Annotated in this window: 15 protein-coding genes; 7 read left to right on the forward strand and 8 right to left on the reverse strand. The window is 57.7% G+C overall.

Annotation, left to right across the window (positions count from 1 at the left end):
* Positions 1-124 precede the first annotated feature (124 nt).
* Positions 125-1,345: an acetamidase/formamidase family protein gene (locus ABEA08_RS18745; RefSeq protein WP_345336934.1), complete on the reverse strand. Its 1,221-nt coding sequence runs from the start codon at positions 1,343-1,345 to the stop codon at positions 125-127.
* A 352-nt stretch (positions 1,346-1,697) separates the two neighbouring features.
* Between ABEA08_RS18745 and ABEA08_RS18750 the strand changes: the two genes are divergently transcribed.
* The gene (locus ABEA08_RS18750; protein WP_345336935.1) at positions 1,698-3,926 is read left to right on the forward strand and encodes a S9 family peptidase; all 2,229 of its coding nucleotides are present in this window, start codon (positions 1,698-1,700) and stop codon (positions 3,924-3,926) included.
* 66 nt (positions 3,927-3,992) lie between these two features.
* Positions 3,993-4,397 (forward strand): hypothetical protein, encoded by a 405-nt coding sequence (locus ABEA08_RS18755; protein ID WP_345336936.1) that lies wholly within the window; start codon positions 3,993-3,995, stop codon positions 4,395-4,397.
* A 36-nt stretch (positions 4,398-4,433) separates the two neighbouring features.
* Here ABEA08_RS18755 and ABEA08_RS18760 read toward each other — a convergent pair whose 3' ends face one another.
* The gene (locus ABEA08_RS18760; protein ID WP_345336937.1) at positions 4,434-4,871 is read right to left on the reverse strand and encodes a MarR family winged helix-turn-helix transcriptional regulator; all 438 of its coding nucleotides are present in this window, start codon (positions 4,869-4,871) and stop codon (positions 4,434-4,436) included.
* A 168-nt stretch (positions 4,872-5,039) separates the two neighbouring features.
* Between ABEA08_RS18760 and ABEA08_RS18765 the strand changes: the two genes are divergently transcribed.
* Positions 5,040-5,222, forward strand: coding sequence for an OsmC family protein (locus ABEA08_RS18765; protein WP_345336938.1), 183 nt, complete (start codon positions 5,040-5,042; stop codon positions 5,220-5,222).
* Positions 5,219-6,223, forward strand: a complete 1,005-nt coding sequence (locus tag ABEA08_RS18770) for an NADP-dependent oxidoreductase (protein ID WP_345336939.1) — start codon at positions 5,219-5,221, stop codon at positions 6,221-6,223. Before ABEA08_RS18765 ends, ABEA08_RS18770 begins: the two co-directional genes overlap by 4 nt.
* Before the next feature lie 88 nt (positions 6,224-6,311).
* Here the strand turns inward: ABEA08_RS18770 and arfA are convergent, their stop codons facing one another.
* From arfA to ABEA08_RS18800, 6 genes are all read right to left on the reverse strand, one after another.
* Positions 6,312-6,539 carry an alternative ribosome rescue factor ArfA gene (gene arfA, locus ABEA08_RS18775; protein WP_425557388.1) on the reverse strand — a complete coding sequence of 76 codons (228 nt, stop codon included), beginning with the start codon at positions 6,537-6,539 and terminating at the stop codon, positions 6,312-6,314.
* Between the two features lie 200 nt (positions 6,540-6,739).
* Positions 6,740-6,883 (reverse strand): hypothetical protein, encoded by a 144-nt coding sequence (locus tag ABEA08_RS18780; RefSeq protein ID WP_345336940.1) that lies wholly within the window; start codon positions 6,881-6,883, stop codon positions 6,740-6,742.
* Between the two features lie 204 nt (positions 6,884-7,087).
* The gene (gene hemL / locus ABEA08_RS18785; protein WP_345336941.1) at positions 7,088-8,377 is read right to left on the reverse strand and encodes a glutamate-1-semialdehyde 2,1-aminomutase; all 1,290 of its coding nucleotides are present in this window, start codon (positions 8,375-8,377) and stop codon (positions 7,088-7,090) included.
* Between the two features lie 244 nt (positions 8,378-8,621).
* Positions 8,622-9,086 carry an aspartate carbamoyltransferase regulatory subunit gene (pyrI, locus tag ABEA08_RS18790; protein ID WP_345336942.1) on the reverse strand — a complete coding sequence of 155 codons (465 nt, stop codon included), beginning with the start codon at positions 9,084-9,086 and terminating at the stop codon, positions 8,622-8,624.
* A gap of 11 nt (positions 9,087-9,097) precedes the next feature.
* Positions 9,098-10,021, reverse strand: coding sequence for an aspartate carbamoyltransferase (gene pyrB, locus ABEA08_RS18795; RefSeq protein WP_345336943.1), 924 nt, complete (start codon positions 10,019-10,021; stop codon positions 9,098-9,100).
* Between the two features lie 290 nt (positions 10,022-10,311).
* Entirely contained in the window at positions 10,312-11,985 is a 1,674-nt protein-coding gene (locus ABEA08_RS18800; protein ID WP_345336944.1) for a chloride channel protein, read from the reverse strand.
* A gap of 61 nt (positions 11,986-12,046) precedes the next feature.
* Here ABEA08_RS18800 and ABEA08_RS18805 point away from each other — a divergent pair, with 61 nt between their 5' ends.
* From ABEA08_RS18805 to ABEA08_RS18815, 3 genes are all read left to right on the forward strand, one after another.
* Positions 12,047-12,802, forward strand: a complete 756-nt coding sequence (locus tag ABEA08_RS18805) for a DUF6776 family protein (RefSeq protein ID WP_345336945.1) — start codon at positions 12,047-12,049, stop codon at positions 12,800-12,802.
* Positions 12,803-12,854: 52 nt separating this feature from the next.
* The gene (erpA, locus tag ABEA08_RS18810) at positions 12,855-13,205 is read left to right on the forward strand and encodes an iron-sulfur cluster insertion protein ErpA (RefSeq protein WP_345336947.1); all 351 of its coding nucleotides are present in this window, start codon (positions 12,855-12,857) and stop codon (positions 13,203-13,205) included.
* 327 nt (positions 13,206-13,532) lie between these two features.
* On the forward strand, positions 13,533-14,006 hold the full coding sequence (locus tag ABEA08_RS18815) for a hypothetical protein (protein WP_345336948.1): 474 nt from the start codon (positions 13,533-13,535) through the stop codon (positions 14,004-14,006).
* The last annotated feature ends 445 nt before the right edge of the window (positions 14,007-14,451 follow it).

The raw sequence follows: 14,451 nt of genomic DNA on the forward strand, positions 1-14,451 counted from the left end.
GATACAGGCTAGCAGTTGGGCAAAAAAGAGCCCGAAGCCAAACGGCTTCGGGCATCTTTACGGCAGCGGTTCGGCGCTTTGCGCGCTCTGTTACTTTTGCCCTTCCCTCTTACAAATTGCGTGCTTAATGGAACTGTTTGAAGTCGGCCTTACGGATCTTGGCGTGGATCCCTTTGGTTTTATCCACCACTTGCGAGACGGCAAAGTCGGTGTTGGCGCTGAGGTAGGCCAGTGCGATCTCTTCGCTGATCCCGTATTCATTCACCAAGAAACGGATGGCGGCCCGGGTGGCGTTTTGCATGGCGATGTTCAGATCTTCATCCAATCCGACTGGGATCCAAAACTCGGCGGTTTCGCCCAGTGGGGTATCAATCATGCCGCCAGGAATGGCATCGATCCCTTGCTTGAGTACGGTCAAACGGAAGGTGGCGCGAACCGAGGCCTCCAGCGCGGTTAACGCGACCTCGCCATCGCCTTGGGCAAAGTGGCTGTCGCCGGTATAGAACAGCGCCCCGTCGACGTTAACGTGGTAGTAGGCGGTGGACCCTTCGATCAGATCTTTGACGTCGAGATTGCCGCCAAAGTGGGACGGTGGCACGGAGTGGACTTTGTCACTGGTGTCCGGTGCGACTCCCATGATCCCCATGAAGGGGTTGAGCGGAAAGACGATCTCTTTGTCGCCAGCAGGCAGGGTGCCCCAGTATTTGCCGTCCTTTTTATGCACCGGCGAGAGGATGGACACGTTGCCAAAGCGCTCCGGGTGTTCGGCGCTGGGATTGGGTTGAGCCGGGGTTTTGGGGTATTCGCCAACCAAGGCGCCTTTGCCGTGGCGGTTGGAGATCACGCCATAAGGGACGCGAGGCTCCAGCTTCACGACGTCGACTTTAAGAATGTCGCCAGCTTTTGCCCCTTTGACGTGAATGGGGCCGGTTACGATGTGGGGGCCGTCATTGAAAAAGTCATGCTCTATGTCTGAGGTCGTGATCTCGATGGCGTCTTTGAGTATGTATTCCGCCGCGTACCCATGTCCCCCGAAGTAACTCAAAGGGTCTCGGCCCTGATCCTCCAAGATCCCTTCATGAGAGACGGTATCAAACACCACAGTGTCGCCGGACGCTATCTGGCCGACGACAGGGGTGTCGCGATTGGGCAGGTAGCCCCACAGTACGGTGTCAGGGTTGGAAGGGACGTATAAGCTGCCGGCGTAGTCACCGGAGGTCATCACCATGGGGGCTTCGGCCATGGGCTGCAAGATCTTCACCCCGTTTAACTCGGTGGTCTCGGCGTGGGCGAGCGGAGAGAGGAGGAGGCTGACTAGCGCGGCCAAGCTAAGTGTCTGATACATGGTGGATCTCCTTAATACATCTGAGTAACAAGGAAGGTGCAATCTTGATGCCAACAGTGTTTTTGCGGAATTTGGCCGAGATCTTTGCTTGTGGGCGACGAGATCAGCGCGTTATCGGTGCAACTGGCGGATATTTAGCACCAAAATGGCGCACAATAAGTAGGGTTATTGGGCTGACATCTTATGATGGGTGGCCTTCCACCCACCGAGGATGGATGGCAAATATCACGCGAAAAAGATGACAAAGGAATACTGACGGCTTTGTCGGTTCCGCTTTGTTTTTGCAGGCGTATCCAAGGCGGCGACTTGGTAGACTCAGGGTATTTGAATAATAAAATGGCAGAGGGATCTCATGAAAGCCGCCTTGTTTTTCTTGCTGTTGCTGGTCAGCTTATCTAGCTACGCTCAACCCCTGACCATAGAGCGGATCTTTGCCGATCCTCAGCTCAGTGGCACGGCGCCACGGGCGCTGCAGTATGCGCCGGATGGCGCCCGGATCACCTACCTGCAGGGACGCGCCGACGATGCGCAGCGGTTCGATCTGTGGGAATACCACATTGCCGATGGCGAGAATCGTCGCCTGGTGGATGCGGACCGGCTGCATCAGGGCGAGGAGGTGCTGTCGGATGAGGAGAAGGCGCGGCGTGAGCGCCAGCGGATCTACGGCAGTGGGATCATGGAATATCAGTGGTCGGAAGATGGCAAGGCGCTGTTGTTTCCGCTGGCGGGGGATGTGTTCTATTACGATCTGGCCGAGCAGCAGGCGCGCCGTCTGACCGAAACGGCGGCGTTTGAGACCGACATTAAGGTCTCGCCGCAGGGCAGCCATGTCTCCTTTGTGCGCGAGCAGAACCTGTTTGTGGTGGATCTGGCCAGCGGTGAGGAGCGGCAGCTGACTCGGGATGGCGCGGGGCCGATCAAAAACGGCATGGCCGAGTTTGTGGCTCAGGAGGAGATGGGGCGGATGACCGGCTATTGGTGGTCGCCGGACGAGTGCCGCATCGCCTTTATCCAGATCGACGAAAGCCCGGTGGATCAAGTGGTGCGATCGGAGATCTACGCCGATCGGATCAGCCTGATCCAGCAGCGTTATCCGGCCGCGGGTCGGCCCAATGTTGCCGTTAAGCTGGGCGTAGTGAGCGTGGCCAGCGGTGAGGTGCAATGGCTGGATCTGGGTGAGGAGCCCGACTTCTATCTGCCGCGGGTGCGCTGGGCCAGCGCCGAGCAACTGAGTTACCAATGGCAGAGTCGGGATCAGCAGCACTTGGCGCTGCGCCTGATCGATCTGAGTGAGCCAACGCCGCAGGCGCGTACCCTGCTGATGGAGCGCAGCGACAGCTGGATCAATCTGCACGACGATCTGCGCTTCTTAACGCAATCCTCCCAGTGGGTCTGGAGCTCCGAGCGTGACGGCTTTAAGCATCTGTATCTGTACGATCTGGAGGGCAAGCTGATCCGTCAGTTAACCCAGGGGCGCTGGGTGGTGGATCGGCTGGAGGCGATCGATGAAGCCGCCGGTATGGTGTACTTCAGCGGTCGTAAGGACAACGTACTGGAGCGGCATCTGTATCGGGTGGCGTTGAGCGGCGAGGGCGAAATTGAGCGGATCTCGCAGCGCCCGGGGATGCACCAGATCACCATGGCGAAGGATGGCTCGGGCTACATCGATCGGTTCAGCGATCCCCGCACGCCGCCGCAGGTGTCGCTGCACGATGAACGGGGCAAGCGGCGCTATTGGATCGCGCAGAACCGGGTCGAGGCGGGGCATCCGCTGTTTCCCTACCTGGCGGATTGGATCAACCCGGAGTTTGGCCAGATCCACGCGCCGGAAGGCCACACTTTGCACTATCGCCTGTATAAACCCGCTGACTTCTCGCCAGATAAACGCTATCCGGCGTTGGTGTATCTCTATGGCGGGCCCCACGCTCAGGTGGTCAATCGGGGCTGGGACAAGCCCTTCCACCAATATCTGGCGCAGCAGGGCTATGTGGTGTTTAGCTTGGATAACCGCGGCTCGAATTACCGCGGCAAGGCGTTTGAATCCGCGCTGTATCAGCAGATGGGGACGGTGGAGTTAGCGGATCAGCTCACCGGCGTGGCGATGCTGCGCCAACTGCCGTACGTGGATGGCGCCCGGATCGGCGTGTTTGGCCACAGCTATGGCGGCTATCTGTCGCTGATGGCCATGTTCAAAGCGGGGGATCATTTTGCCGCCGGGATCGCCGGAGCGCCGGTCACCGACTGGCGTTTGTATGACACCCATTATACTGAGCGTTATCTGGGGGATCCGCGGCAGGATGAGGCGGTGTACCAGCGCGCCTCGGTGTTTCCCTATGCCGAGCGGCTCGATAAGCCGCTGCTGATCTACCACGGCATGGCCGACGACAATGTGCTATTTACCCACACCACCCGTTTGCTCAAGCCGCTGCAGGATGAGGGCAAGCAGTTTGAGTTGATGACTTATCCGGGCAAGAAACACAGCCTGCGCGGTCAGGCGACTCGGGTGCATTGGCACACCATGATGGCCGATTTTTTTGAGCGACATCTGCAACCCAAGCGGCATAAGGCGAGCACAGAGTGATTGAATATTCTGCATCTTGTGGTCGCCTGCCTATGCTTTAGCTAGGGCCCTTTGAGGATTGAAATGATGAAAAAAGCGATACTCACAACACTCGGCGCACTCGGTTTGTTACTGCCCTCGATGGCACCAGCCGCCGTTAAGGTGGGCTTTGGGGTGGATCAAGGACTGGGGGTGGCGCTGCAGTTCAATCAGCGGATCAATGGGTTCATTGGTAACGACGGGGTGGCGGCGGATTATCTGTTTGCCCGAGGCCGGGCAGCGGAGATCGAAGGGATGCCGTTGAACTGGTATGTCGGTGGCGGTGCCTTCGTCGGTTGGGACAAAGGCTATGGCGTGCGCGTGCCGCTGGGGTTGGAGCTATCGTTTGCTCCGCGCTGGGACGTGTACCTGCAGGTGGCGCCCGATCTGGACTTTGACCGCAACGATAAGTTTGGCGTCGACGCCGGCTTTGCGGTGCGCTACGCCTTCTAATCTCGCGCTATTTTATGCAGCGGCCGGCATTTGAATTCACTTTCCGAGCCGGTCGTTGATATTATCCAGCAGTGCCGTGCATTGCACTCGGAGCTGCTCTAACGCCGCTTTATCCAGATCGTACTCGCCATACAGCCGCTCTTTGGCCGCAAACAGAGGCGCACGGATCGCCTTTCCGGCTTCGGTTAACACCACCTGCTTGGCCCGCACATCCTCGGGATCCACACGACGCTCTAACAGCGCTTTGCTTTCCAATCGTTTGACGATGGGCGTGATGGTGCCGGGATCCAGCCGGGTCCGTTGCGACAAGGTCTTGAGTGGCACGCCATCTTGCTGCCACAACGCCAGCATCACCAGAAACTGCGGATAGGTCAGATCGAACGGCTCTAACACCGGTCGGTACAGACGGATCACCGCATTGCTGGCACTGTAGAGGGCAAAGCAAAGCTGATTGTCGAGGCTGGGTGTGCTCATGAAGTCTCTCGGTATCGCGCTGGTGAAGCGAAAAAGGGGTCGGCAGTATAACGACGTTTGCCCTGTTGGGGACAATATACTCAAAGAAATAGTTTGCGCGCAAACTAAAGTGATCGTAGGGTAAGAACCAATTACTTGGCGCGCAAACTAAATCATAAGGAGTGAGCGATGGCGTGGTATACCGCGACGGCGGGCCGCAACGGTTCGGCCCGAGCCCAGCAGGGGCAAGGGGCACTCACGCTGTCGCAAGCCGAAGTTCGGATCGCTCAAGCGCCCCCGCTCTGCCCTGACTCATACGCCCTTAAGGGCAATATCGACGTTGTTATTACTGTGCAAGGAGACAACCCATGAGCCAACTCGTCCGAGGCTGGAAGCTGAATGAATACCCGCAAGGGCTGCCGACCGAGGCGACCGCCTCTTTGGTCGAGCAGGCGTTGCCGCCGTTGCAGGCGGATCAGGTGTTGATCGAAAACCGCTGGTTGTCGGTCGATCCCTATATGCGCGGCCGAATGATCCCGGTGAAGAGCTATGTGCCGCCGTTTGAGTTGGACCAGTTGATGGAAGGGGGCGCTGTCGGTGAGGTGATCGCCTCGAACCATGCGAACTTTCCGGTGGGCACCCAGGTGATGCATATGCAGGGCTGGCGCGACTATGCGCTGAGCGATGGCTCAGATCTGACCCCTTTGCCCGCCGTTGGTGCGCCACTGCAGTCCTATCTGGGTGTGCTCGGCTTGACCGGTTTAACCGCCTGGGCCGGGCTGAATAAGGTCGGGCAATTGCAGGCGGGGGATACCCTGTTTGTCTCCGGCGCCGCCGGTGCGGTCGGCTCCGTTGTCTGTCAGTTGGCCAAGCTCAAGGGCGCGCGGGTGATAGGCTCGGTGGGCAGTGACGACAAGGGACGTTTCTTGACCGAGCAGCTCGGGGTGGACGCGGTGATCAACTACAAAACCTGCGACAACCTGAGTCAGGCGCTGGCGGCGTTGGCGCCGGAAGGGCTGAGTTTCTACTTCGATAACGTCGGCGGCGAGCACCTGGAAGCGGCCATCGGCAATATGCAGGACAACGGCCAGTTGGTGATCTGCGGCATGATCGATCTCTACAATAGCGATGGCAGTATTGGCGGGCCGCGCAATATGACCGAGATCATCCGTCGTCGCCTGACCATCAAAGGCTTTATCGCCACCGATCATATGGCCGATTTCGGTGAGTTTGCCGCCGAAGTGGGCGGGGCAATGGCCCAAGGTCAACTCCACGCGCAAGAGACCGTCTATCAAGGCTTAGACAGCACGTTTGAGGCGTTTCTTGGGCTGTTTTCCGGCGCCAATACCGGCAAGATGCTGGTGAAGCTGTAAACCCGTGCCCTGAGGGGTTAAGAGCGCACAAAGCCAGAGCGGATGCTCTGGCTTTTTCATGTGTGGAGCCTTTTCAAAACGGCACGTGTTAAGCGGCGTTTTGAAAAGGCTCCAGGCCTTGCTTGTTGCCCTTGCGCGAGTAGGCGCCTTTGCCTTTTTTCGCCGTCATGGTGCGGGCCTGAAACAGCGGCGAGGTGACCATTGCCGCCATGGCGTTGTGGCCAATGGTGCCGCGGCCGATCTCGTGCTGCTGGCTGGCCGCGGGCGGGGTGAGTTGCGCCTGGCTAGCGGCTTTTTTACGGTGTTTTTTCGACACGAAGTGCTCCTGGGGGCTCAAAAGACAATGGATCTCGGGTTTGCCTGCGGCATTGTACATAAAATGCACTCGCCATGATGCCTCGCAGCCCGCAAAACGGCCTGCTATCGACTTGCAGATCATTGATGGTTGCTCTGGCGAGGTTAACTCACCGCCAGAGCGGTGTGGGTCGGCGCTGCTTTGGCAATGCGCATGCGGGATCACGCTTGCTTTATGATGTACAGCAGCATCATCGACAGGTAGAGCACCAAGGTGGCCACCAGCGGCCATTGGATCGGTGTCTTGTTGTGTTTCTGGGCCAATTCCGGCTTTGAAGTGGCTGAGTTTCTTGCGCCTTTGCTCACTCGGTTCTCCTTAACATCAATGGCTTATGTCATTGTCGTCAGGTTATATCGGGTCGATTGATTGGGTTTTGATCCCTATCAGGGCGCGGCGTTAAAAACGGGCCAAGTACGCAGTTGGGCTCAGAAAACAGAAAACCCACCTTGGCCTGCGGCGAAGGTGGGTTTGGTTGGACTCAGTGCGGGCGCAGTGCTCGCAGGGCGCGCTTATTGAGCGGCGATCTTGGCCAGCACTCGGCCTGCGGCGGCGATGGTGGCGTCGATGTCTTCGTCGGTGTGGGCCATCGATAGGAAGCCAGCCTCATAGGCAGAGGGGGCCAGATTCACCCCCTCCTCCAGCATGCCGTGGAAGAAGGCCTTGAAGTGCTCCATGTTGCAGCGGGTCACTTGGGCAAACGAGGTGATGTTCTGCTCCTCGGTGAAGAACAAGCCGAACATGCCGCCGACATAGTTGATGGCCATCGGCACGCCAGCTTTGTCTGCTTGTGCCTTGATCCCTTCGGCGACGCGCTGGGTCTTGGCGGCCAGCTCATCGTACAGACCCGGTAGCTGCAGGATCTCCAGCTGGGCCAGGCCTGCGGCCATGGCCACCGGGTTGCCGGACAGGGTGCCAGCCTGATAGACAGGGCCGTTCGGGGCCAGGTGTGCCATGACATCGGCACGGCCGCCGAAGGCGCCGACCGGCATGCCGCCGCCGATCACCTTACCCAGACAGACCAGATCCGGCGTGATGCCGTAGTGACCATGCGCACCGGTCAGCGAGACACGGAAGCCGGTCATCACCTCGTCGATGATCAGCAAGGCGCCGTGCTGATCGCACAGGGCGCGCAGGCCTTCGAGAAAGCCTTCTACTGGCGGGATGCAGTTCATGTTACCGGCCACCGGCTCGAGGATGATGGCGCCGATCTCGCCAGCATTGGACTCAAACAGGGCTTTGACGCTGTCTAAATTGTTGTAGTCGGCGGTCAGGGTGTGCTTGGCAAAATCGGCTGGCACGCCCGGGCTGGTGGGCTCGCCAAAGGTCAGCATGCCGGAGCCGGCTTTGACCAACAGGCAGTCGGCGTGGCCGTGGTAGCAGCCTTCAAATTTGATGAACTTGTCACGGCCGGTGAAGCCGCGGGCCAGGCGCAGGGCGCTCATAGTGGCTTCGGTGCCGGAGTTAACCATACGGACTTGGTCGACGCTGGGCAGCAGTTTGCATACTAGGTTGGCCATCTCCACTTCGGCGGCGGTTGGCGCGCCGAAGGACAGACCCTTGTGGGTCGCTTCGATCACCGCGTTGCGGATGCTGGGGTGGTTGTGGCCGAGGATCATCGGGCCCCAAGAGCCGACGTAGTCGATGTACTGCTTGTCGTCGACGTCATACAGGTAGGCTTGGTCGGCGCTGTCGATGAACAGCGGCGTGCCGCCGACGCCTTTGAAGGCACGGACGGGGGAGTTAACACCGCCCGGGATGGTTTGCTGGGCTTGTTCAAACAGGGTTTCTGAATGGCTCATCGGTTTTCCTTGATCCTTGATGGCCAGCCTGGCGCGGGGCGTTGGGCCGGTCCTTCGCTAATGCATCCAATTCTCAGCCTTAGCTGTTGCTGTGGCGCGAACTGAAGGTTGTTTTCCAGTGAGGGGAGAGTGGCATTTTGTGACTAAGGTGATCAAGGGCTGGGATCACAGCGAGGGAAAATGTGAGGAAACAAAAAGCCTCCGTTAGGAGGCTTTGTTAACGTGCTTGGGGCTTTAGCTGCGCTTAACGGCGCTCTGCCACGCTTTCACGAGAAAAGGCCTTCTCACAGTACTTGCACTTGAGCTTGATGCTGTCGTTTTTGGCGATCACGGCAAAGCTGGTATCCACCGGCTCACTGTGGGTGATGCAGTTGCTGTTTGGGCACTGAAACACGCGGTTAACCTTTTGGGGCAGGGACAGTGTCAGCTTCTTGGTGACTTCGTAGTCTTCGATACGATTTACCGTGGCGTTGGGCGCCAACAGCGCCAATTGATTAGCTAACTCTTCGTCAATAAACACGTTTTCGATCTTGATCAGATCTTTGAGGCCCTGCACCGAGGAGGGCAGATTGAGGCCGATAGTGACCCGGTTCTGGGTTTGATGCAGCTGAAACAGACGTAATACTTTGATGCCGGAGTGGGCGGGGATGTGATCGATAACTGAGCCGTTTTTGATCGCTTCCACTTGCAGTTTGTTGTCTTTGGTCATCTTAGACTCCGTTATCCGTTCAGTACCAGGCTCAGCAGTGCCTGACGGGCGTAAATGCCATTTTCTGCCTGTTGGAAGTAATAGGCGTGAGGGGTAGCGTCGACATCGGTGGTGATCTCATCCACCCGAGGTAGCGGGTGCAGCACCTTGAGGTTGCTGCGGGCGCCTTGTAGGGTGGCGGCGCTAAGGATATAGGCGGATTTGACGTGGGCGTATTCGGACTCGTCGAAGCGCTCTTTTTGCACTCGGGTCATATAGAGGACGTCAAGTTCTGGAATGACATCGTCCATGCTGGTGTGCACGCTGTAGCCGATCCCCGCTTCGTCCAACTCTTCGCAGATGTAATCCGGCATGGCCAGCACTTCCGGAGCGATAAAGAAGAACTTGATGTTGTTGAACTTGGACAGCGCCTGGGTCAGCGAGTGGACCGTGCGGCCGTACTTGAGATCGCCGACAAACGCCACATTGAGGTTGTCCAAGGTGCCTTGGGTTTCATAGATGGAAAACAGGTCTAGTAGGGTCTGAGACGGGTGTTGGTTAGCGCCGTCGCCGCCGTTGATCACTGGGACACTGCCGGAAAATTCAGAGGCCAGGCGGGCGGCGCCCTCTTGTGGGTGGCGCATCACAAAGGCGTCGACGTAGGAGGCGATCACCTGAACCGAGTCGGACAGGGTTTCGCCTTTTTTCGCCAGCGAGGTATTGCCGCCACTGTCAAAGCCGATCACTGAGCCACCGAGCCGCTGAACAGCGGTCTCAAAGGACAATCGGGTGCGGGTGGAGGGTTCGAAGAAGCAGCTGGCGATCACTTTGTTTTGCAGCAAGGTCGGATCAGGCTTTGCCTTGAGTTGACCTGCGGTTTCGACAATGAGTTCCAATTCCGACCGGCTTAGTTCCGGTATGGAGATAATGTGCTTCTTATATAATGAGCTCGCCATAATGTGTCTTCCCAAGTGGCCTATCGGAGAGGGTAGCGTTCAAATTTTTGTTCAAAAAAAGCCCCCTATATAGGAGGCTTTTCGATCACCGAAGCGAAAATAACAGGTCAACCGCCGCCGTAAGGCGACCAAGAGGAGTATGTAGGGACTCGACTCTTTGGCTCATGTCCGGTCTCGCGAAGGTAAAAATTTCGGGTGAATTATACGCCCATTTTTGTTCTGCGCAATATCATAATTCTGGGTCAAGGTACGGATATTTATGTCTAATTAGATCCAGGCTAGGCTGGGGCCTAGGCGCTCTCTTGGCCGCGAAAGAAGCGATGCAGCATGGGCCAGCTGATCAGTCCCACTGGGCAATCAGGGCTTCGGTGGTAGATGTAAACCATGCCGCTGCGTTTGGGCTCCAGCAGGCGGTAGACCTTGTCCAGTGTGGCGGTATCGGGTAAGCCGGTCAGTAAAGTACGTTCCAGAGCTCGATCTTCCTCTTGGGTAAAGTCTCCGCGTAGGGTGATCAGCACCTGACCCGTCCCATCAGGGCTGAGCAATCGATGCCCTTTGGCTTCTGCTAGCAGCGCCAGCTGTTCGTTTTCGCTGAGGCCGGGGCGGACGGCGACCAGATCTTGGCTCATCAAGGTCAGTACGCCGGTTTTTTGCAGGGCTTCCTCCAGCGGCGGCACTTTATGGGGCAAGCCCATGATGTCGAGCTGACGCAGGAAGATGGCACGGGCGCCGAGCCCTTCGTGCGCCAGCAAGAAAGCGGGCAATGCCACCAGTAGGAAGGGCACAATGACGCTGGCGTTATTGGTCAGCTCCACCAGTGCCAGCAGGGAGGCCAGCGGTGCATTGAGGCAGACGCCCATCATAGCGGTCATGGCGATGGCGGCGTAGAGACTTTGGTATTCGCTGATCTGAGGGAGTAAGGGGGTGAGGATCAGCACCAGTAGGGCGCCGAGCAGTGCGCCAATGCCATAGAGTGGGCCGATCAGGCCACCGGGAATGCCGAGGCCAATGGCGGCGATGGTCAGAATGACCTTGCCGATCAAAAGACCGAAGATCAGGCCGATGGAGATCTCATTGGAGTGGCTGAGCAGGACTACGGCATTTTCGCCGCCCAGTGCCCCGGGGATCAGCACGCCGATCAGGGCGGTGATCAGCCCGGCCAGGCCAAATCTCAGCCACAGGGGGTGGCCCGCACTGCGCCGCGTGGTGGCCAAGAGCGCGTGATTAAACAGGGCGGCGACTGCGCCTAACACCAGTCCGAACAGCAACAGGGTAGGGTATTGCTCCAGCGGCATGCGGATCAGATCCAGCTGCTCATACAGGTGGGTATCGCCAAAGACCGCGCGGTAGGTGACGGCGCCGGTGATGGCGGCGATCATGATCGGCAAAAAGTAGTGGATCTTGTATTCGCGTAGCACCACCTCAAGCACAAACAGCACGCCGGCCAACGGCGTATTAAAGATCGCGGCGATCCCGGCCGCTATGCCGCAAGAGGAGAGGATCCGCATGGTGTTATCCGGCAACGACCACTTCTTGGCGACCATGGTGGCCGCCGTGGCGCCGATGTGAACGGCCGGGCCCTCTTTACCGACGGAGAAACCGCTGGCTAGGGCGACGACGGCATGCAGAAACTGGCTGACGCCAGAGCCGAGTGGGATGCGGCCGTAGTGGCATTTGACTCGGTGGATGACGTAGGCGATCCCCATTCGGCGGTAGGCGGCTTTGGAATGGCGGATCAATTGATGGATGATGGCGGCCCCAACCAGGGGTAAAGCCACTCGCATCCATAACGGCAGCTGGGTAAAATCGTCCGATTCGACCCAAACCAGTTTTTGCAGGCCAGTGACACTCAGTTGAAACAGGACAATGAAGCCACTGGACAGCAAACCAACCAATAGCGCCAGCACGCAAAGCTGGAGGCTGATCCGGGCAGTGGACAAACGGAATTTGTGCTCAGTGATCATGTCGACAACCAAGTAGGGCCAATCGGCTCAGTTTATCACCTGCAACTCTAAGAAAACCAACATGATGCAATATATAAAACATCGTATTCATGCGTTACAGCAATTGGAACAACGACTGAACCCCCGTGGCGTAATCCTGTTATTGCTGTTGTTGGCCGCGATGGGGCTGGGCGCCGGCGTACAGTGGCTGCGGCAATTGCCGCAAAGCCAACAATTGCTTCAGTACGCCCAGGCGCAGGTGGAGGAGCAGGCGGCGTTGCGCGATTGTGAGCGGGAGCGTTCGGCGTTGGCACTGGAGTTGCGGATGGAGCAGCAGAGTCAGCAAGAGACGTTGGCTTTGATGGCGCGTCAGCGTGTCCAGATGGATGAGCTGGAGCGGGAGCTGACCTTCTATCGCAATATCATGGCGCCGGAGAAGACCGCCGATGGGGTGTTTATTCATGACTTGTCTCTGGATGAAACCGGCAATGCGCAGCGTTTTCGCATGCGACTGGTGCTGACGCAGCAAAAGCTGCAGAAACGTTTTGCTCGGGGCGAGATCAGTTGGAGTATTGATGGCAGTCTCGACGGACATTCTAAGAGCCTGACGGCGGAAGAGCTCGGGGCGGACAGCAATAGCACCAACTTTTCGTTCCGCTATTTTCAGCAGATAGACACCTTGATCGCCTTGCCGGAAGGCTTCTATCCCGAACGTCTGCGGGTGCAGATCCGCTTACCGGCCAACAGCGAACAAAAGGCAGCGCGGGCGGAAACCACCTATGGCTTTACTGAGCTGGTTAGCGCACCGGTATTGGCGCGGTTGAAGGAGAAAGCTTGAATGCTTTAGTCGGGTATTGGATAATCGCCAGGTCAATTTTTGAGAGGTATCCATGACTGCTGCCGTTGAACAAGCCATGCCGATCGAGTTCTCCGACGCCGCTGCCAAAAAAGTGCACGCGTTGCTGCTTGAAGAGGAAAACCCGCAACTGAAACTGCGTGTCTACGTGACCGGTGGCGGCTGCTCCGGCTTCCAGTACGGGTTTACCTTCGATGAGAAGGTGAACGAAGGCGACTTTACCATTGAAAAGGCAGGGGTCACCTTGCTGGTCGACGCCATGAGCCTGCAGTATCTGGTTGGGGGCGAAGTGGATTACATGGAAGGGCTGGAAGGCAGCCGTTTTTATGTTAAGAATCCCAACGCCACTTCAACCTGTGGTTGCGGCGCGTCCTTCTCGGTCTAGCGCTCGGCGTTGCCCTAAAAGCCCCCGTACTGCATGGCAGACGGGGGCTTTTTGTTGTTTGTTCTAAGACGTTATTGAGGCATCAGGGGGAACTGAGCAGCGTGTCTCGCTAGGCCTGTGAGCGGCGATATTACGCGACTGACTCATGAGATCCCGCGCTTGCGGTCACAGAGGGCTTTGTAAGGACATAAATTGTTGCAATCGGTCCGTGCCCAATAATGAGCCACTTGATGGACAGTGCGTGGCGGCCAGTGGACAAGTTGGGCCGACTGGCCTTTATTTGAAGCTTATTAAAGAGGGCTCGCAAGCGAGGAAGTGGGCTATACCATGGCAAAAGTAGTGAGTGTGCACGGTGCCGGTGCCTTTGGCTTGTATGGTCGGCAGCGGCCGCAGGAGTTTCATCATATCGGTGTGAGATTGCGGCGCGTGATCGCATTACCCGGCTCACCATGGCTGTATTGGTGGCGGCAATGTAAGTCGATATGCGTCGGTCTTTGCTTGTTCGCGTTGGTGTTTTTTTTCGGTGTGATCGCTTGGCATCTGGCGTTGCCAGCTCGAGTGGATCTGTCACCGGCATCGTCACCGACAATGCGTATGGATGCACTGGCGCACCGAGTCGCTTGGCTCCGGCAGCAACTGGTGGTGCAAAAGCAAGATCTGGCGGAGCTGGAGCGACGGGTGACTCAACCCAATCGGGCGCTTCCGCTCAGTGTTCAACCCAGCGACGAGCAGTTGCAGCAGGCGCGCAATGAATATTGGCTGCTGCGTCAGGAGTTGCTGTTGTTGGGGGGCCGTGAGTAAGAGGGGTCAGGCTGGCCCATTGCCTAGCGACAAAAAAAGCGGCCAGATTGGCCGCTTCGACTTGCAGGGATATTGGGATCAGCGGTGTCGCTTGCCGCCGAATACCTGCCATTGCTGACGGTGTTGTCGATGATCGCCGTGCCGATAAAGGCGTGAGGATCATAGTGCTGGTGTTCACCTTCAATGCGGGATCGGCCTTTGAGCGGTACTGGCACAGACCAGAGAGAGGATATCGTCTTTGTCGCTGTCCTGGGTTGATCTGCTGAGTTTGGTTGTGCTCCACAGCGCGCAGGCCGTTTTCGGCTAGGGGAGGCGATCGCTGATAAAGCTCGTTATTGGAATGAGCGATGGGGAGATAAGAAGTTTTATCTTACTGACGATAAGGCACAGTTTTGAGGGAAACCATGTCGGGCGTTATTCGGTGGCCGAGATGTAGTGGCGAGCG

This window comes from Ferrimonas pelagia (assembly GCF_039543565.1).
Taxonomy (GTDB): Bacteria; Pseudomonadota; Gammaproteobacteria; order Enterobacterales; family Shewanellaceae; genus Ferrimonas; species Ferrimonas pelagia.